The sequence below is a fragment of the Brevundimonas sp. GW821-FHT10E09 genome (assembly GCF_058809375.1).
In genome coordinates, this window is the sequence record NZ_JBXASO010000003.1 from 141,427 (window position 1) to 160,662 (window position 19,236).

16 protein-coding genes are annotated in these 19,236 nt (G+C 67.3%); 10 read left to right on the plus strand and 6 right to left on the minus strand.

The window, feature by feature from the left end; all coding sequences use genetic code 11:
- The first annotated feature begins 27 nt into the window (after positions 1–27).
- From glmU to gor, 4 genes are all read left to right on the plus strand, one after another.
- Positions 28–1,392, plus strand: coding sequence for a bifunctional UDP-N-acetylglucosamine diphosphorylase/glucosamine-1-phosphate N-acetyltransferase GlmU (gene glmU, locus AC1RSI_RS04080; RefSeq protein WP_154726518.1), 1,365 nt, complete (start codon positions 28–30; stop codon positions 1,390–1,392).
- Positions 1,389–2,072 (plus strand): ribose-5-phosphate isomerase RpiA, encoded by a 684-nt coding sequence (gene rpiA, locus AC1RSI_RS04085; protein ID WP_154726519.1) that lies wholly within the window; start codon positions 1,389–1,391, stop codon positions 2,070–2,072. The genes glmU and rpiA overlap by 4 nt, the downstream gene beginning before the upstream one ends.
- Positions 2,069–2,653, plus strand: coding sequence for an energy transducer TonB family protein (locus AC1RSI_RS04090; RefSeq protein ID WP_154726520.1), 585 nt, complete (start codon positions 2,069–2,071; stop codon positions 2,651–2,653). Before rpiA ends, AC1RSI_RS04090 begins: the two co-directional genes overlap by 4 nt.
- 164 nt (positions 2,654–2,817) lie before the next feature.
- Positions 2,818–4,200: a glutathione-disulfide reductase gene (gene gor / locus AC1RSI_RS04095; protein WP_154726521.1), complete on the plus strand. Its 1,383-nt coding sequence runs from the start codon at positions 2,818–2,820 to the stop codon at positions 4,198–4,200.
- A gap of 31 nt (positions 4,201–4,231) precedes the next feature.
- Here the strand turns inward: gor and AC1RSI_RS04100 are convergent, their stop codons facing one another.
- Complete coding sequence (locus tag AC1RSI_RS04100) at positions 4,232–5,809, minus strand: carboxylesterase/lipase family protein (RefSeq protein WP_230307680.1); 1,578 nt, start codon at positions 5,807–5,809, stop codon at positions 4,232–4,234.
- Between the two features lie 134 nt (positions 5,810–5,943).
- Between AC1RSI_RS04100 and AC1RSI_RS04105 the strand changes: the two genes are divergently transcribed.
- On the plus strand, positions 5,944–7,440 hold the full coding sequence (locus tag AC1RSI_RS04105; RefSeq protein WP_230307681.1) for a sensor histidine kinase: 1,497 nt from the start codon (positions 5,944–5,946) through the stop codon (positions 7,438–7,440).
- Positions 7,437–7,814, plus strand: a complete 378-nt coding sequence (locus tag AC1RSI_RS04110; protein WP_035308891.1) for a response regulator — start codon at positions 7,437–7,439, stop codon at positions 7,812–7,814. The genes AC1RSI_RS04105 and AC1RSI_RS04110 overlap by 4 nt, the downstream gene beginning before the upstream one ends.
- On the opposite strand, the gene hutI is transcribed toward AC1RSI_RS04110, so the two are convergent.
- Genes hutI through AC1RSI_RS04125 form a run of 3 tightly spaced genes read right to left on the minus strand, consistent with a single transcriptional unit; the run spans position 7,811 to position 11,165 of the window.
- Complete coding sequence (gene hutI / locus AC1RSI_RS04115; protein ID WP_008261768.1) at positions 7,811–9,061, minus strand: imidazolonepropionase; 1,251 nt, start codon at positions 9,059–9,061, stop codon at positions 7,811–7,813. The two genes, AC1RSI_RS04110 and hutI, sit on opposite strands and share 4 nt — an antisense overlap.
- A complete protein-coding gene (hutC, locus tag AC1RSI_RS04120) occupies positions 9,058–9,780 on the minus strand; it encodes a histidine utilization transcriptional repressor HutC (protein ID WP_008263981.1) in 723 nt (240 codons plus the stop codon). Before hutC ends, hutI begins: the two co-directional genes overlap by 4 nt.
- A complete protein-coding gene (locus AC1RSI_RS04125; RefSeq protein ID WP_230307682.1) occupies positions 9,777–11,165 on the minus strand; it encodes a formimidoylglutamate deiminase in 1,389 nt (462 codons plus the stop codon). Before AC1RSI_RS04125 ends, hutC begins: the two co-directional genes overlap by 4 nt.
- A gap of 74 nt (positions 11,166–11,239) precedes the next feature.
- Between AC1RSI_RS04125 and hutG the strand changes: the two genes are divergently transcribed.
- From hutG to hutH, 3 genes are read left to right on the plus strand one after another with little or no spacing between them, the layout of a single operon-like run.
- Entirely contained in the window at positions 11,240–12,061 is an 822-nt protein-coding gene (gene hutG / locus AC1RSI_RS04130; protein ID WP_035308895.1) for an N-formylglutamate deformylase, read from the plus strand.
- The gene (hutU, locus tag AC1RSI_RS04135) at positions 12,058–13,722 is read left to right on the plus strand and encodes a urocanate hydratase (protein WP_154726523.1); all 1,665 of its coding nucleotides are present in this window, start codon (positions 12,058–12,060) and stop codon (positions 13,720–13,722) included. Before hutG ends, hutU begins: the two co-directional genes overlap by 4 nt.
- A gap of 5 nt (positions 13,723–13,727) precedes the next feature.
- A complete protein-coding gene (gene hutH / locus AC1RSI_RS04140) occupies positions 13,728–15,257 on the plus strand; it encodes a histidine ammonia-lyase (RefSeq protein WP_035308899.1) in 1,530 nt (509 codons plus the stop codon).
- A gap of 11 nt (positions 15,258–15,268) precedes the next feature.
- Here hutH and fni read toward each other — a convergent pair whose 3' ends face one another.
- Both fni and AC1RSI_RS04150 read right to left on the minus strand, forming a co-directional pair.
- Positions 15,269–16,312 carry a type 2 isopentenyl-diphosphate Delta-isomerase gene (fni, locus tag AC1RSI_RS04145; RefSeq protein WP_035308902.1) on the minus strand — a complete coding sequence of 348 codons (1,044 nt, stop codon included), beginning with the start codon at positions 16,310–16,312 and terminating at the stop codon, positions 15,269–15,271.
- Positions 16,313–16,352: 40 nt separating this feature from the next.
- Positions 16,353–18,182 (minus strand): PPC domain-containing protein, encoded by a 1,830-nt coding sequence (locus AC1RSI_RS04150; protein ID WP_154726524.1) that lies wholly within the window; start codon positions 18,180–18,182, stop codon positions 16,353–16,355.
- Between the two features lie 90 nt (positions 18,183–18,272).
- On the opposite strand from AC1RSI_RS04150, the gene AC1RSI_RS04155 reads away from it, so the two are divergent.
- Entirely contained in the window at positions 18,273–19,196 is a 924-nt protein-coding gene (locus tag AC1RSI_RS04155) for a bifunctional methylenetetrahydrofolate dehydrogenase/methenyltetrahydrofolate cyclohydrolase (protein ID WP_008259940.1), read from the plus strand.
- The last annotated feature ends 40 nt before the right edge of the window (positions 19,197–19,236 follow it).

The window sequence follows — 19,236 nt, forward strand, 5'->3', positions numbered from 1 at the left end:
CAGGACGACTAGACGCCGGAACGATTCATGACCAGCCAGACGCGCCCTCGCGCCGCCATCATTCTCGCCGCCGGCCAGGGCACCCGGATGAAGTCGCCCCTGCCCAAGGTGCTGCATCCGGTGGGCGGTCGCGCCATGCTGGACCACGCCATCGACGCGGCCCAGGCCCTGGGCTGCCAGAAGATCATCGTGGTGGTCGGAACCCATTCGCCCGAGGTCCGCGCCCATGTCGTCAAACGCCTTGGCGAGGCGGCCATCGCCGTTCAGGACCCGCCCCTGGGCACCGGCCACGCCGTCCGCGCCGCCGAACAGGCCCTGGCCGGGTTCGACGGGGATGTGGTCGTCACCTATGGCGACGTCCCCTTGCTGAAGGCCGCCGACATCGAACCGGTGTTCAACCCCGAGGGCCTGACCGTCATCGGCTTCGAGGCGCGCGATCCGGGCGCCTATGGCCGGCTGATCCTCGACGGCGACGCCCTGGCCGCCATCACCGAGGCCAAGGAGGCCTCGCCCGAGGTCCTGGCGATCACGGCCTGCAACTCCGGCGTCATGGCCGCTCCGGCGGACCTGCTGTTCGCCCTTCTTGCCGATGTCCGTAACGACAACGCCAAGGGCGAATACTATCTGACCGACGTGGTCGAACTGGCCCGCAAGGCCGGCCGCCCGACCCGCGCCGTCTTCGCGGCCGAGGATTCCGTCATGGGCGTCAATTCCCAAGCCGAACTGGCCCAGGCCGAGGCCCTGTTCCAGAGCGTCCAGCGGGACGCCTTCCTGGCCGCCGGCGTCACCATGGCCGCGCCCGACACCGTCCACTTCGCTTGGGACACCCAGGTCGGCGGCGGAACCATGATCGAGCCCTTCGTCGTCTTCGGTCCCGGCGCGGTGATCGAGGGCGGCGCCCGCATCCGCAGCTTCAGCCATATCGAGGGGGCGCGCGTGGCGTCCGGCGCCGAGGTCGGCCCCTACGCCCGCCTGCGGCCCGGCGCGGACCTGGCCGAGGGGGTCAAGATCGGCAATTTCGTCGAGGTGAAGAATGTGAAGATGGCCGCAGGCGCCAAGGCCAATCACCTGGCCTATCTGGGCGACGGCTCGGTCGGCGCGGCCGCCAACATCGGCGCCGGAACCATCTTCTGCAACTACGACGGCTTCAACAAGGCGCAGACCGAGGTCGGCGCCGGAGCCTTCGTCGGTTCGAACTCCAGCCTGGTCGCCCCGGTCGTCATCGGCGCCGGGGCCATCGTCGCCTCGGGCTCCGTGATCACCGAGGACGTGCCGGCCGACGCCCTCGCCTTCGGCCGCGCCCGTCAAACCCTTAAGCCGGACGCCGGCGCCGCCTTCCGCGAGAAGGCCAAAGCCAGGAAGGAAGCGGCGAAGGCCGCCAAGCTGAAATGAGCGACCTACAGAAGAAGAACGCCGGCGAAGCCGCCGCCGCCCATGTCGAGGCCGGGATGGTGGTAGGCCTGGGCACCGGCTCGACCGCCGCCTGGTTCGTCAAGGCCCTGGCGGCGCGCGGCCTTTCGGGTCTGCGCTGCGTCCCGACCTCGGAGAAGACCGCCGATCTGGCGCGCGAACTGGGGCTGACCCTGTCGACGCTGGAAGACACGCCCCGCATCGACCTGACCGTCGACGGCGCCGACGAGGTCGGTCCCGGCCTGGCCCTGATCAAGGGCGGCGGCGCGGCCCTGCTGCGTGAGAAACTGGTCTGGGAAGCGTCCAGCCGCTGCATTGTCATCGCCGACGCCGCCAAGGTGGTGCCGGTCCTGGGCGCCTTCCCCCTGCCGATCGAGGTCGTCGCCTTCGGTCACAAGACCACGGCCAACCGCATCGCCGACGTCCTGATCGACCATGACATCAACTCGCCGGCCCGCGTGCGCCAGGCCGATCGCGGCCTGGTGCGGACCGACGGCGGCAATCTGATCTATGACGCCGCCTGCAAGGCCATTCACGACCCCGTCCGGCTGGCCGATGATCTGAAGCTGATCACCGGCGTGGTCGAACACGGGCTTTTCCTGGACCTGGCGGATCTGGCGATTATTGGCACGGACGACGGGGTGGAAGTTAAGACGCCATGATACGGTTTCTTTTCGCCGCTCTTTCATTTCAGGATGCGGCTTCGGCTGCGGCGCCCCCGGCGACATCGGTGCGCCAGGCGCCCTTGGTCAGTTTCAGCGAACTGGGCGATGCTGCGGGCCACACCGGGCGGGCTGTCGTGGAGGCCACTCTCGGAGTAGACGGTAAATTCCGCGACGCCGAAATCAGGGAAAGCGCCAGGTCGCAGTTTCTCGATGCGGACGCTCTGTCCACGGTGCTCGAAGCCAAGGTGGGACAGAACCCCGCCCAACCCGTTCGCATCCGGATGACGGTGGAATTCCGACCGACCGATTTGCTGACCATGAGGTGTGACACCTTCGCGCGGCAAGTTCGCTGGTACGAGGCCGCATGGCCGGAACGGACGCAGAAGGACACAATCGTCTACGTCATGGCGTTGGGCTACGAAACCCTGAGCCGGCGGCAGGCACAGGGATTAAACGCCGCTTTGGCAGGCGTGCGCGGATTCGAGAGCGCGTTTTCTAAGACGGTTGATCGTTGCGAGCGTTCGCCGAGCGCACGTTTCACGACGATCCTGCACGACGAGATGAGGCAGTCTTCGTGACAAGGGCGTCAGGCGAAGTAAACGGTCTGGCAACCTTGTCCGCCAACCTTGTCCGCACGCGCCTCGGCGCCTAAGTCCGAGACCCTGCCCCGGCTTGCCCGGAACCGATTTCAGACGATTCAGACTATTCAGACCCTGTTTTTCGAGTCTGAACGGAGCACCCGATGGCCGAATACGACTACGACCTTTTCGTCATCGGCGCCGGCTCCGGCGGGGTCCGAGCGGCCCGGCTGACGGCCCTGGGCGGCAAGAAGGTCGCCATCGCTGAGGAGTACCGGGTCGGCGGCACCTGCGTCATCCGGGGCTGTGTGCCCAAGAAATTCATGGTCATGGCCTCCGAGGTCAGCCACGCGCTCGAGATCGCCGAGGGCTACGGCTGGTCCTTCGACAACGCCCGGTTCGACTGGCCGACCTTCCTGGAGGCCAAGGACGTCGAGATCGCGCGCCTGTCGGGCATCTACGCCGCCAACCTGGGCAAGGCCGGGGTGGAGCTGGTTCATGGGCGCGCCGTGCTGAAGGACGCCCATACGGTCGAGATCGTCGGCAAGAACCAGACCTTCACCGCCGAGAAGATCCTGATCGCTACGGGCGGCCGCCCGTGGAAGCCGGAAAGCCTGGAGGGCATCGAACACGCCATCACCTCCGAAGAAGCCTTCCACCTGCCCGAACTGCCCAAACGCATCCTGATCGCCGGCGGCGGCTATATCGCGGTGGAGTTCGCGGGGATCTTCGCCGGCCTGGGCGTCGAGACGACCCTGATCTACCGGGGCCCCAATATCCTGCGCGGCTTCGACGACGATGTGCGCGCCCACCTGGCCGGCGAGATCGAGAAGCGCGGGATCAAGGTCGTCCTGGGCTGCCAGCACGAGAAGATCGAGAAGACCGCCACGGGCCTGGTCAACCACCTCGAGAACGGGATGAAGCTGGAGACCGACGTGGTCATGTTCGCCACAGGGCGCATCCCCCACGTCAAGGACCTCGGCCTGGAGGCGGCCGGCGTCGAACTGAACGACGAGGGCGCGATCAAGGTCGATCCCTGGTCCAAAACGACGGCCGACAATATCTGGGCCATCGGCGACGTGACCGACCGGATGAACCTGACCCCCGTCGCCATCCGCGAGGCCGTCGCCTTCCACCAGACCGTCTATCGCGACAATCCCCAGCATTTCGACTACGAGGCCGTCGCCACCGCCGTCTTCAGCCAGCCGCCTGTGGGCATCGTCGGCCTGACGGAATCCGAGGCGCGTCGGTCATGTTCGGCCGGGGTCGATGTCTATCTGACCCGTTTCCGGCCGATGAAATACGCCTTCACCGGATCAGAGGAGCGCGTCCTCATGAAGCTGGTGGTCGACGCCGAAAGCCAAAGGGTTGTCGGCGTCCACATCGTCGGGCCCGACAGCCCGGAAATGATCCAGCTCGCCGCCATCGCCGTGAAGGCCGGCCTGACCAAGGCCCAATGGGACGCCACCTGCGCGGTCCACCCGACCATGGCCGAGGAACTGGTCACGATGAGAGAAAAACAGTCGGGCGCGACCTCGGCGGGGTGACGGCGGGGTCTTTGAGCGGCCGAACATCTGTCTAATAGTGCGTTTTTACAGTAGCTTGTGTCGACTTGCTGATAGCGTGAGGCCGCTCCCGGAACCGTTCGATCAGATCCAGCCGCGCGCTGTCCGGAACCGGCGTGGCGCTGGGGCCGTCGTTGCGGAACAGCATCAGCTGAGTGTCGCCGCCCCCGGCCATCGGCCAGTCCGGCCGCCCCACCCCATTGGGGTCGCCGGACCGTGAGAAGGCGATCCAGTAGCCCATCATCGCCGCCGAGGCCGCGACATCCGCCTCTCGGACCGGATAGGGCAGCAGCGGCAGGGTGCCGAACACATAGGGGCGCTCGATGGCGTGGGTCGCCCCGCCGTGCGGTTCGGGATTGTCCGGCGACGAGATGTCGAACCGGTATAGATAGGCCGGATGCCCCGCCGCCGCGTGCAGCCGCGCCAGCCGCCGCGCCGGCTCGGAGAAGACCGCGTCGGTGATGAAGCCCCGGTCGAAGCCCGCCTCCCCGCCATAGGCCGCCGTGATCGTGGCCCGCTCCAGCCAGGTCAGGTCGTCGTCGATCATGCCGTAGCCGTTGCGATCCGTCGGCTTCATCCACCAGAACTCGGCGCTGTTGGTCCCGATCACCATCGGCACAGGCGCCTGCCGCCCGGCTCGGAAGGCCGCTTCCACGGTCGAGGGCACGATCCGGCCGTCGATCAGGGACAGATCTCCGTTAGCGAAGACGGGCGCCGGGGTCAGCAGCAGCTCGACCGGCGCAGCGCGCAGATCGGCCGCAGTCAACAGGTTATGACCGTGGGCCCAGACCTCGCCCCGCTCACGCGCCGACGGCAGGTCATAGGCGCCGCGCCGGTCCAGCGGGGTCTGCAACTCGCGCCCCAGGCCCGACTGCACGATGGCGCGATCGAACAGGCCCCGCGCCGGCGGCGAAATCATCATCCGGGTGACGATGGCGCCGCCCGCCGACTCCCCGAAGATCGTCACATTGGCCGGGTCGCCGCCGAAGACCGCGATGTTCGCCCTGACCCACTGCAGGGCCGCGATGACGTCCATCAGGCCGTAGTTGCCCGCCGCCTCGTCCGCCGGTCGTTCCGCCGCCAGGGCCGGGTGGTCGAAGAAGCCCAACCGCCCCAGCCGATAGTTCATCGAGACCAAGACCATGCCCTGACGGGCCAGATGGGATCCGTCGTACAGGGCCGCCGTGCCCGATCCATTGACTAGGCCCCCGCCGTGGATCCACACCATGACCGGGGCCGGCGACGCGGCGACGTCGGTCGGCCGCCACACATTCAGGTTCAGGCAGTCCTCGCTCATCGGCAAGGGCCCCACGCCGGGGTCGCCCTGCGGCGTGGCCTGGATGCAGATCGGCCCATAGGTCGAGGCGTCGCGCCGCCCTTCCCAGGTCGGGGCCGCGCCCGGCGGCCGCCAGCGCAGTTCCGCCACCGGCGGGGCCGCATAGGGAATGTTCTTGAACGCGGCGACCGTGTCGTCGGCCCGCCCGGCCAGCACGCCTTGGGCCAACTGGACGACCGGCTGTTCGGGAGGCGGCTGATCTGTCGGTTGAGCCATCATGAGGGAGAGGGTGGCCAAGGCGCCGGCAAATGTCATGTCCCGTCCTTAGCAAATTCTCCTGACACGCCAATGACGATCAGGTGAAAGGCGAATTCTGGGTACGGTAGCGAACTCTTTGCCTCCTCGCGCGTTCGGCACCGGTTGGGCTGGGGTGTAGATTGACAGTACAAGTGAAACCGGGCGCTTCCGTAGTCGATTTGGCGGCGGCCTTCGAGGCGTCGCCAAATCCTTATCTTCTGCTTACGCCGGATCTGCGCATCGCCGAGGTCAATCACGCCTATGTCGAGGTCACAGGCGCTCGCCGCGAGGAGATCCTGGGCCGTCCCCTGTTCACGACCTTCGACGCCGGCCCCGGCGAAGATGCGCCCGAAAACGTGCGTCAGGTCCGGGCGTCCCTCGAAAAGGCGCGCGACACCCGCCAGCGCGACCACCTCGCCGTCGTGCGATACGCCATGCCGCGCAAATTGTCCGACGGCCAGGAGGTGTTCGAGGAACGAATCTGGAGCGCGACCCATACGCCAGTCCTGAACGCTGAAGGCGATGTCGTGCTGCTTCTTCAGCACACCATGGACATCACCGACCTGTCGCCGGCGATCCGCACCGATGAACCGACAACCGCCCTGGACGCCCTGATCGGCGGGTCGGTCCTGCGGCGAGCTCAGTCGGTTCAGGAGGACAATCGTCGCCTGGAGAGCGAGCGCAACCGTCTGGTCGAGATGTTCATGCAGGCGCCGGGGTTCGTAGCCATCCTGACCGGCCGCAACCACTGTTTCCAGATGCACAACGACGCCTACAGCCAGTTGATCGGCCATCGCGACATCGCGGGCAAGTCCATACGCGACGCCCTGCCGGAACTGGTCGGACAGGGCTATCACGAGTTTCTGGACACCGTCTTCGAAACGGGCGAGCCCTACGAAGGGCGAGAGAGCCTGGCGAAATTGCAAAGGACTCCCGGCGGCCCGCTGGAAACCCTCTATCTCAACTTCATCTATCAGCCGATCCGTGACGAGGCGGACGCCGTGGTCGGCATCTTCGTTCAGGGCCATGACGTCACAGCCAACGTCCTGGCGACCCAGCGCCAGAAGCTGATGATCGACGAATTGAACCATCGGGTTAAGAACACCCTCGCCACGGTCCAGTCGATCGCCATCCAGACCGCGCGTTCCCACGTCGACCCCGCCACCTTCGCCGCAACCTTCCAGTCGCGGATACTGGCCCTGTCCCACACCCACGACCTGTTGACGCGAACCCATTGGGAAGGCGCGGATCTGCGGGCGATCCTGGAACACGAGACCGAAGCCTTCGGTCCCACCCGCATCAATCTCAACGGCCCGGCGACGGCGCTGCCCCCCGCCACAGCCCTGTCCCTGGGCATGATCTTCCATGAGCTTGCGACAAACGCCGCCAAATACGGAGCCCTTTCCACGCCCGATGGGCGTGTTCTGATCGACTGGAGTTTGGCCGATCAACGCGATCGAAAGCTGAAGCTTGTCTGGCGTGAAATAGGCGGTCCGAAAGTTACGCGACCGGACAGAAGAGGCTTCGGTAGCCGATTGATTGAACGAAACATTCGCCACGATCTGGCGGGGGAGATCGATCTAGTCTACGCCAGCGATGGATTGATTGCGGAACTGACGGTTCCACTCGACAGGACACCCGCCCCATGACCCAACCTCTAAACGGTCGCCGCATACTTGTGGTGGAAGACGAATCCCTGGTCGCCATGTTGCTCGAGACCATCCTCGAGGACATGGAGTGCATTCCCGTCGGCCCCGCGTCCAATATCGACGATGGTGAAGCCATGGCGCGCGACACTGTCGATCTCGACGCCGCCCTGCTGGACGTCAATGTCGCCGGCCGTCAGGTCTTCCCGGTCGCCGAGGCGCTGAAGGCGCGCGGCGTGCCCTTCGTCTTCTCCACCGGCTACGGCGAAGGTGGGTTGCCGGAAGAGTGGCGCGGCGCCACCACCATTCAGAAACCCTTCACCGAGGCCGCCGTTCGAGACGCCCTGATGAAGGTCATGGGCGTCGCCCAGGTCTAGAAATCAGGCGGACCGTCGATCCTTGCAGGATCGGCGCTTGTCCTGACGCCGTCTCTCCAGCGGCCGTGCAGCATGGGCTTGCCCAGCCAATAGGCCAGCTCTGCGGGGCGCTGGACATCCCAGGCCGCCAGGTCGGCGACCTTGCCGACCGCCAGGGTTCCGATCTGATCTTGCAGCCCCAGGGCCCATGCGGCTTCCCGCGTCGCGCCCGCCAGGGCTTCTTCCGGGGTCAGGCGAAACTGAACACAGGCCAGGTTCAGGGCGTCGGTCATGGACGCGACAGGAGAGGTGCCGGGATTGCAGTCGGTCGCAACGGCCATGCGAACGCCATGGGCGCGTAACAGACCGACCGGGGGCGCCTGGGTTTCGCGCAGCATCAGGAAGGCGCCGGGCAGCAGAACCGCCGTCACCCCTGCCCGCGCCATGGCTTTGATTCCGTCTTCCGTCGCATGTTCTATGTGATCAGCCGACACGGCGCCGTAACGCGCCGCCAAGGCTGCGCCGCCCCCGTTCGACAACTGATCGGCGTGCAGCTTGACCGGCAGGCCCAGGGTGCGGGCCTTGTCGAACAGGCGCGCCACCTCCTCGATCGAGAAGGCGATAGGCTCGCAATAGGCGTCCACGGCGTCCACCAGCCCCTCGGCCTGTGCGGCCGGCAGGATGTGATCGACGGCCAGATCGACATAGGCGGCGCGGTTCGCCCGATGCTCGGGCGGAACGGCGTGCAGACCCAGATAGGTGGTGCGCACGCGAACCCCGCCTTCCCGGCCGATGCGGCGGGCGACCCGCAACATCTTCAATTCGCTGTCCTGATCCAGTCCATAGCCCGACTTGATCTCGACCGTGGTGACGCCCGTGGCCTTGAGCCCTTGCAGCCGGTCCATGGCGGAGGCGTACAGTTCGTCCTCCGACGCCGCGCGCGTGGCCTTGACCGAAGCGACGATCCCGCCGCCGGCGCGGGCGATATCCTCATAGGTGGCCCCGCCCAGCCTCTGTTCGAATTCGCCCGAGCGGTCGCCGCCGAAGACCAGATGCGTGTGACAGTCGATCAGTCCCGGCGTGAGCCAGCGTCCGCCCAGCCGCTCCGTCTCGACCGCCTCCACGGACGGCAAATCCGCGCGCGGTCCGATCCAGGCGATACGGCCGTCGGCGATGACCACGGCGGCGTCGCGGATGGCCCCATAGGCGGCCCCGCCCGGAACCATGGTGGCGGCATGACAGTCGATCAGCAGGCGGTCGGCCTTCATCGGCTCAGGTCCTTGGCGTGGGCGGAGGAGAAAAGCGCGACCAGATCATAGCGATCCCCAGGGAACAGCTGACGAACCCGCGTCACGCCCTGGCCGTCGCGCCAGGTCCGCCTTTCGACAGACAGACAGGCCGCGCCGGGCTTGATCTGCAGCAGACGCGCGGTCACGGCGTCGGCCTCCATGGAGCCGATCCGGTTCTCGGCCTCGGTCCAGGGTTCATAGTCCAGAAGCCAGGTTCCAGGCGGAGTGATTTGAAAATTCACCTTTATCGCTTGGGGAGCCGCGGCCAGAGCGATCAGTCGATGCTCCAGAGCCAGAGGGATCGCGTCGGCGCTATGCAGACAGGTCAAGGCCAGGAGCGGACCGCCGGCGGCGAGTTCAATTTCAGCGCCGCCGTCCGGATCGCGTTCCATCTGGTCCAGCAGCCTGTAGCCATAGGCCTGGCCCCGCTCCATCACCTCGGCTCGCAGATCGGGGATGGCCAGGAAGGCGGCATGGGCCTTGGGCTGGGCCACGAAGCTGCCCGCGCGACGCCGCCGTGTGACCAGTCCCCTGCCCGCCAGTTCCGACAGGGCCTTGGAGACGGTGGCGCGCGAACAGCCGTATTGGGCGGTCAATTCGTGTTCGAAGGGAATGCGTGCGCCCGGCGACAGCTCGCCCGAGAGGATGCGGCCTTCGAGGTCCGCGTAGATTCGGCGGTGCAGGGGCTCAGGCGTCATCCCAGCACCGTGTTCAGGGCCTTGCGGTACCGTGCCTCGATAGCCTCGCGCGCCACATGCCGCCCGTCCCGCACCACCTGCCGCCCCGCCCGCCAGACCGAGGCGACGGCGCCCGCCGGCGCGCCGAAGATCCAGCTGTCCAGCAAGGCGTCGCCCGAACGGCCATGGAAGCCGGCGCCGCGCGTATCCAGGCAAACCAGATCGGCCGATCCGCCGATGACCAGGTCGTTCGCCGCGCCCCCGGCCTGGCGCCCGCCCGCCAGCACGTCTTCGAACAGGGCGCGTCCTGTCGAGCGATCCGCATCCGCCATGACCGAACGGCGCCTCAAGGCCAGCCGCTGGCTGTATTCCAGCATCCGCAGTTCCTCGGCCACGCCGATCTGCACATTGGAGTCGGTCCCCACGCCGAACCGCCCGCCCGCCCGCGCATAGGCGGCGGCCGGAAAGACGCCGTCGCCCAGATTGGCCTCCGTGATCGGGCACAGGCCGACGACCGCGCCCCGTTCGATCACGCCCCGCCACTCCGCCTCGGTCACATGGGTCGAGTGGATCAGGCACCAGCGCGGATCGACCGGGGCGTTGGCGAGCAGCCATTCCACCGGCCGGGCGCCGGACCAGGCCAGGCAGTCTTCGACCTCCTTGGTCTGTTCGGCCACATGGATATGGATGGGCCCATCGCCTGCCAGACCGGGCATGGCGGCCAGCTCAGCCGGGCTGACAGCCCGCAGGCTGTGCGGCGCGACCCCCACCACAGCGTCCGCCATATCGGCGGTCAGGCGGCGGCAACGGTCGGTCAGCTCCGCGAATCCGTCCAGATCGGTGATGAACCGTCTCTGCCCCCGGGTCGGCGCCAGGCCGCCAAATCCGGCGTGGGCGTAGAAGACCGGCAGCAGGGTCAGGGCGATTCCGGTCGTCTGGGCCGCCGCGACAATCCGCGCCGCGATCTCTCCCCGGTCCGCATAGGCCGCGCCGGACGGGGCGTTGTGAAGATAGTGGAACTCGGCCACGCGGGTGAAACCGCCCTCGAGCATTTCGGCGAAGGCCAGGGCGGTGATGGCCTCGATCTCTTCGGGCCCGCCCCGATCAAGGAAGCGGTACATCAGGTCGCGCCAGGACCAGAAATCATCATCGCCGTGTTGGCCCTGGGGCCCACGCGCCTCGGTCAGCCCGGCCATGGCGCGCTGGAAGGCATGGCTGTGGACATTGACGACGCCCGGCAAGGCCACGCCGTCTCCTTCGTCCGCGGCTCCGCGGGATACGCCGGTCTCGAGGCTTGAAATCCGACCCCTCGCAATCCCGATCCGCACATCCCGCGCCCAGCCGTACGGCAAGAGGGCGGCCTCGAACCAGAGGGTGCGATCCACAGGCTGCGACTCAAGGCTCACTGGACAGGTCCGTCTTGTTGCGATCAATATGTCTAGACATACCACGACGGATCGATTTGGCGAGGGAGGCCGAGATGACGCGTGACTGGCTGACCGTCCATGAAGGCTCGGGGCCGCTGGTGATCGGCTTGCCGCACACGGGGACCGAAATCCCGGACGTTCTGATGGCGCGGTTTCGATCCCCCTGGCTGGCGCGCAAGGACGCCGACTGGTGGGTGGATCGGCTCTATGATTTCGCCGTGGATCTGGGCGCCACTCTGGTGCGCACCGCAGTTTCTCGCAGCGTCATCGACGTGAACCGCGATCCATCCGGCGTGTCCCTGTATCCCGGCATGACCACCACGGGCCTCTGCCCGGTCGAGACCTTCGACGGCGAGCCCCTGTATCGGGCCGGCGAAGCGCCCGATGCGGCCGAGATCGCAGAGCGTCGCGCGACCTGGTTTGATCCCTATCATGCCCAGCTGAAGGCCCAGATCGACCGGCTGCGCGCCCGTGGCCCCGTCGTCCTCTATGACGCCCATTCGATCCGTTCTGTCGTCCCGCGGCTGTTCGCCGGCGAGTTGCCCCAGTTCAACATCGGCGACAACGACGGGACCACCTGCGCCCCAGAACTGACCCAGGCCGTCGAGGCCGCCTGCGCGATCAGCGGCTCCAGCCTGATCGTCAACGGCCGGTTCAAGGGCGGCTGGACCACGCGTCACTACGGCCGGCCCCACCTCGGCGTTCACGCTATCCAGATGGAACTGGCGGACCGGGGCTACATGGGCGACCCGGCGAGCCCTTTGTCCCCCGACAACTGGCCCAGTCCCTATGAGCCGGAGCGGGCCGAGGCGATGCGTCGAAACCTGCACCGCGTCCTGACCGCCTGTATCGCCTTCGCCGAGAGCCAGACATGAACCAGCCCAACGCTCGCGTCATCCGAAGCCCGCGCGGATCGGAAAGGACGGCCAAGACCTGGGCGGCCGAGGCGGCCATGCGAATGTTGATGAACAATCTTGATCCCGAAGTGGCTGAACGTCCTCAGGATCTTGTCGTCTATGGCGGCATCGGCAAGGCGGCGCGCGATTGGGCCGCCTTCGACAGGATCGTGGAGACCCTGAAGACGCTGGAGGCCGACGAGACCCTGCTGGTCCAGTCCGGCAAGCCGGTCGGGGTCTTCCGCACCCATGCCGATGCGCCCCGGGTCCTGATCGCCAACTCCAACCTCGTGCCCAAATGGGCGACCTGGGAGCATTTCTCGGAACTCGATCGCAAGGGCTTGATGATGTACGGCCAGATGACGGCCGGATCCTGGATCTACATCGGCACCCAGGGCATCGTCCAAGGCACGTATGAGACCTTCATGGAGGCGGGCCGCCAGCACTACGGCGGCGACTGGTCCGGAAAATGGATCCTGACCGCAGGCCTGGGCGGTATGGGCGGGGCCCAGACCTTGGCCGCGACCCTGGCGGGGGCGTCCTGCCTGGCGGTGGAATGCCAGCAAAGCCGGATCGAGATGCGGCTGAAGACACGCTATCTTGATGTGGCGGCCCAGAGCCTGGACGAAGCCCTGGCCCTGATCGAAGACGCAAATCGGACTGGAAAACCCATATCTGTCGGCCTATTAGGTAACTCTGCCGATGTCTTGCCTGAGATGGTCCGCCGGGGAGTTCGGCCGGACCTGGTGACCGACCAGACCAGCGCCCATGATTTGGTCAACGGCTATCTGCCGGCCGGTTGGACCGTCGCCGAGTGGGAAGACAAGCGGGTCAGCGAACCTGCCTCGGTCGCGGCGGCCGCCCGCCCCTCCATCGCGGCCCACGTCCGCGCCATGCTCGACTTTCAGTCGGCCGGGGTTCCTGTCGTCGATTATGGCAACAATATCCGTCAGGTCGCCTTTGACGAAGGGGTTACGAACGCCTTCGACTTTCCCGGCTTCGTCCCCGCCTATATCCGCCCCCTGTTCTGCCGCGGGATCGGACCGTTCCGATGGGCGGCCCTGACCGGTGATCCGGACGACATTCGCAAGACCGATGCGGCGATGAAGCGGCTGTTCCCGGACAACGCAGGTCTGCATCGCTGGCTCGACATGGCCAGCGAACGTATCGCTTTCCAAGGACTTCCGGCGAGAATCTGCTGGATTGGATTGGGCGAGCGCCACCGGGCGGGCCTGATGTTCAACGACATGGTGGCGTCCGGTGAATTGTCGGGACCGATCGTGATCGGCCGGGATCATCTCGACTCGGGCTCGGTCGCCAGCCCGAACCGTGAGACCGAGGCCATGATGGACGGATCAGACGCTGTTTCGGACTGGCCCCTTCTCAACGCGCTTCTGAACACAGCCTCGGGCGCCAGCTGGGTCTCGCTGCACCACGGCGGCGGGGTCGGCATGGGCTATTCCCAGCATTCGGGCGTCGTGATCGTCGCCGACGGCACGCCGGAAGCGGCGCAGCGGCTGGAGCGCGTGCTTTGGAACGATCCGGCGACGGGCGTCATGCGCCATGCCGACGCCGGTTACGACATCGCCCGCGCCGCAGCCCGCGAACACGGCCTGAACCTCCCCAGCCTGAAGGCCTGACCTCCATGACGACCCTGACCCTCGGCCGTTCGCCCCTGACCCTGGCCCAGTTGCGCGGCGTCCTGGACGGCCCCGTGACGGTCGCTGTGGCGCCCGAGGCCTGGGCCGATGTGGACAGGGGCGCCGCGACCATCGCCGCCATCGTGGCCGAAGGGCGCACCGTCTATGGGGTCAACACCGGATTCGGCCTGCTGGCCAACACCTCCATCGCGTCCGCCGACCTGGAGACCTTGCAGCGGAACCTGGTGCTCAGCCATGCGTGCGGGGTCGGTCCCTTGCTGCCGGACAGCGTGACGCGACTGCTGATGGTGCTGAAGATCGCCTCCCTGTCACGCGGCGCCTCGGGCGTTCGGCGCGAAACCCTCCAGGCCCTGATCGCGCTCGTCAACGCCGACATCCTGCCCTGTATCCCGTCCAAGGGCTCGGTCGGGGCCTCGGGCGATCTGGCTCCTCTGGCCCATATGAGCTGCGTCCTGATCGGGGTCGGCGAGGCCCGGCACAAGGGTGAAACCCTGGAGGTCGAGGCCGCGCTTGAGCGGGCCGGGCTCAAGCCTCTGGTCCTGGGACCGAAGGAGGGGCTGGCGCTGCTGAACGGGACACAGTGTTCGACCGCCCTGGCCCTGGCGGGTCTGTTCGCAGCCGAGGCGGTCTTCGCCGCCGGCGTGGCGGCGGGGGCCCTGTCGGTCGACGCCTTGAAGGGATCGGACGCGCCGTTCGACGCCCGCATTCACGCCCTTCGGGGTCAACCCGGTCAGATCGCCGTGGCCGCACGGCTCAGGACCCTGATGGCGGGTTCGGCCATCCGCGACAGCCACCGCGACGACTGCGCCAAGGTGCAGGATCCCTATTCGCTGCGCTGCCAGCCTCAGGTCATGGGGGCGGTGCTGGACGTCCTGGCCACGGCGGCCGCCACGCTGGAACGTGAAGCCAACGCCGTGACCGACAATCCTCTGGTCTTCATTGAGGACGGGGATGTCATATCAGGTGGAAACTTCCACGCTGAACCTGTTGCTTTTGCTGCCGATCAGATCGCCATGGCCCTGTGCGAGATCGGCAATATCTCCGAACGCCGGACCGCCATCCTGGTCGATCCGAAGATGAGCGAACTGCCGGCCTTCCTGGTCAAGGAAAGCGGCCTGAACTCGGGCTTCATGATCGCCCAGGTCACGGCGGCGGCTCTGGTGGCCGAGAACCGGATGGTGGCCCATCCGTGCAGCGTGGACACGGTTCCCACCAGCGCCAATCAGGAAGATCATGTCTCCATGGCGACCCACGGCGCCAGGCGGCTGCTGGACATGGCCGAGAATACGGCGACCGTGGTCGGAATCGAGTTGCTGGCGGCGGCCCAGGGGCTGGAATTCCATCGTCCCCTGACCAGTTCGCCCCTGCTGGAACAGGTCGTCACCGTCGTGCGTGAGGCGGCCGCGCCCTACGCCAGCGACCATTATTTCGCGCCGGATATCGCCAGGGCCACCGACGGCGTGCGCGCGGGACGGTATCGCCTCTTCGCGCACGACCTGCTGCCGTCCGCATAGGTCGCTGACCTCTATTCGTCCAGCGGTTGAAGCGGCGCCCGGCGCAGGGCTGAAAGATTAGCAGAATTCGTGCAGAAGCAGACGGTCCTCAACTGGCGCATGACCAGTTGGAAGTGGGCGACCACCGCTTCCGTCGACACCATCGCCGCCGACAGGACGCCGGCGGCCTGACCCGCGATGTCGGCCCCAAGGCGGATCGCGCGCGCGACGTCCAGACCGTCGCGCACGCCGCCCGAACCGATCACGACCGCGTCTGGACAGGCCCGGCGCACATCAACGATGGTCCGCGCCGTCGGCATGCCCCAGTCGCCAAAGGCGGCGGCGTGGGCCCTGTCGGCGGGATCCGTCGCCCGCTCGCCCTCGATGAGCGCCCAGTTCGAACCGCCCGCGCCGGCGATATCCACGGCGGCGGCGCCCATGTCGGTCAGGCGGCGCGCGGTTCGGCCCGACAGGCCGGCTCCGGTCTCCTTGACCACCACAGGAACCTCGATCCTGCGGATCAGAGCCTCTAGTGCGGCGCCGACGCCCCACCAGTCGCGATCACCTTCGGGCTGACAGGCTTCCTGAAGCGGGTTCAGATGGACGATCAGGGCGTTCGCCCCGATCATCTCGATCACCCGCCGCGCCTCGTCCAGACCGAACCCCCGCGTCAGTTGCGCCGCGCCGATATTGGCCAGGATGGGGGTGTCGGGCGCCCGGTGGCGCAGCCCTATGTCCAGGCCGCCGCTGGCCCCCTCTTCCAGAGCCGTGCGTTGGGACCCGACCGCCAGGGCGATTCCCAGGTGCTGGGCCGCCTCGGCCAGACGGGCGTTCACGGCCTCGGCCCGCGCCGGACCGCCGGTCATGGCGCTGATCAGCAGGGGCGCCTTCAATCGGCGCCCCAGGAAGTCGGCGCCCAGGTCGATCTTGTCGTGATCCAGATCCGGCAGGGCCTCGTGCACGAACCGGATCGCGTCGAACCCGGCGTCGCGGGCGTGCCGACCACGCCCGGACAGCACCACGTCGAGGTGCTGATCCTTGCGGCCAAGGGCGCCGGGCGAAATGGCGTCGGTCATCGGGTTCGCCTAGGACCGGATCGTGGCCCGCATGGGGCGGTCAGGGCTGGCGTTCGACGGTCAGGGCATAGGCGCCCGTCTCATTCGGGCCCAACGACCGGGCTCGGACGACGAACCAGCCGTCTTCCGGCGCGGTCCAGTCCAGCTTGGCGTGGGTGTCCGAAAGACCGTCGTCGTCCGTGGCCAGGCTGGTGAAGTCCTCGCCGTCCTCGCCCAGGTCGATGAAGGCGTCGAAGGCGTTGGAGACCAGGGTGATCCGCAGTTTCTCGTCCTTCTTCGCCTGGAACCGATAGGCGTCGTAATAGGCGCCCCCGTCGATCAGGGCGTCGGAAAGGCTCAGCGTGCCGCGCGCCGTCGCGCCGACCAGAATACTGCCCGGCTTGGGCTCCGGGCCGCGATCGATCAACGCCAGCGAATAGAGCCCCTTCCCCTCGTTCGACAGCGGAGAGGCCCGCAGAATGTAGTCGCCGGACGACGGCAGGGTGAAGTTCAGACGCGAATCCGTTCCCTCGGCCAGCCCGTCGTCATCGCTCGACAGGGCGGAAAACTCGCCGTCGGCGGCGCTGATCTCGAGATAGGCGTCGAAATCGCCGGATCGCAGAACGGCTTGGACGCGCTGGCCTTCCTGGCCGGTGAAGACATAGGCGTCATAGTGTTTGCCCTCGTCGTTCTGGGGCTTTTCGGGCGTGATCTCGCCTTCCACGGTCTGGCCAAAGGTGATCGCAGACGGCGCAGGGGGCGGGGCGACTTCGCTGATCTTGAGGGTGAAACGGCCTTCGCCGTCATCGCCCAGGGCGCGCGCCTCGATCACATAGTCGCCGGCTGTCTCCAGCGTCCGGACGATGCGTGAGTCCGTGCCCGATCCGGCGCCGTCGTCGTCCTGATCCAGGACTGAATTGTCCGACGCCTGGCGCAGCGTCAGATAGGTGTCGAAATCCTTCGACGACATCTCGATGGCGACGCGCTGGCCCGCCTCAGCCGTGAACCGATAGAATTCGGTGCGCTGGCCATCGTCGTTCAGTCCCGTCTCATCGTTCAGATTCCCGTCAATGCTGTCGCCGACGGCGATGGGCTTGGCCGGCGGCGCAGGCGGCGCTTCCGACAGGCCCAGGGTGTAGGCGCCCTCCCCATCCCTGATGGCGGTGACGCGAGCCAGATATTCCCCAGCCGTCGGGGCGGTAAAGACGAGGCGCGAGTTCAGTCCGTCGTCGGGTCCATCGTCGTTCTGAGCCAGTTCGACGAAGTCGGCCCCGTTCATCCGGCCCACGCGAACCAGTGGATCGAAGGCCTCGGACTCCAGGGTGACGATCACCCTCTGACCTGCAGAGGCGCGGAAGGTGTAGGCGTCGTAGCGGCCGCCGTCTTCCTGTTCCGGATCACGGTCCGTCAGCGTCCCGGCTCGCTCATCACCGACGCGAAGGCCGACCGGACGCGGTGCGCGCGGGGGCGCGGGGCGTTCGCGCAGGGACAGGCTGTAGTCCCCGCCTTCCAGCCCGGCCAGGGTGCGGGCGCGCAGGACGTAGGTCCCGCTGGTTTCCGGCGTGAAGCGCAGCCGGGCGTCCGTGCCTTCGCCCAGGCCGTCGTCATCTTCGGCCAGCGGTTCGTCGCCGCCTTCGGCATAGATGGCCAGATAGGCGTCGAAAGCGTCGGACCTCAGCACCGCCTCCAGCCTCTGCCCCGCACGCGCCTCGAATCGGTAGGCGTCATAACGATAGGCGTCCTCGCCGGTCGTGGCCGCGTCCGTCTCGGTCAATGCGCCATCCACCGCAGCCCCGATGCGCAGGCCCTGTACGTCCTGAGCCAAGGCGGGCGAGGCGGCCCAGGCGAGGGCAAGGGCGCTGGCGGCGGCGACGAGGGACGAACGCTTCATCAAGAACACTCCGGAGTTTGTCGCGGATCATAGACGCCGAACCATGACGGCTGTAAATCGCCGCATCCTCATCCCCCCGGAGTCTTCCCCATGTCAGCCGAGCCCGCACGCGCGACCCTGATCGACGGCAAGGCCTTTTCGGTCGACCTGGTGGACCGCGTCGCCGCCGCCGCCGCGCGTCTGGAAGCCAGCCAGGGCGTCAAGCCGGGCCTGGCCGTCGTCATCGTCGGCGAGGATCCCGCCAGCCAGATCTATGTTCGCAACAAGGGCGAAACGACCCTGCGCGCGGGCATGCGGTCCGACACGCACCGTCTGGACGAGACCACGACCCAGGACGAGCTTCTGGCCCTGATCGCCCGTCTGAACGCCGACGCCGGCATCCACGGCGTCCTGGTTCAGCTGCCCCTGCCGAAACACATCGATTCATCGGTCGTGCTGGACGCCATCGATCCCGACAAGGATGTGGACGGCTTCCACGTGGTAAACGCCGGACGCCTGGCGGTCGGCCTGCCGGGCCTGGTCCCCTGCACCCCCCTGGGCAGTCTGATGCTGCTGAAGGACCAGTTGGGCGATCTGACGGGCCTGAACGCCGTCATCGTCGGCCGGTCCAACATCGTCGGCAAGCCGATGGCGCAACTGCTGCTGGGCGAAAGCTGCACCGTCACCATCGCCCATTCCAGGACCCGCGACCTGCCTGCCCTCTGCCGCACCGCCGACATCCTGGTCGCCGCCGTCGGCCGGCCGGAGATGATCAAGGGCGACTGGATCAAGCCGGGCGCGACCGTGATCGACGTCGGCATCAACCGCGTTCCCTCGGCCGACCCGGTCAAGGCGGCGGAGGGAAAGACCCGCGTCGTCGGCGACGTCGCTTTCAAGGAAGCCGTCGAGATCGCCGGACGCATCACCCCCGTCCCCGGCGGCGTCGGCCCCATGACCATCGCCTGCCTGCTGGCCAACACCTATTCGGCGGCCTGTCGCTCGATCGGCGTCGAACCGGAGCCATTGGACGCTTGAAGCGTTGCGGTCCTGAGGCGATAGTCGCCGCACCGGCGCA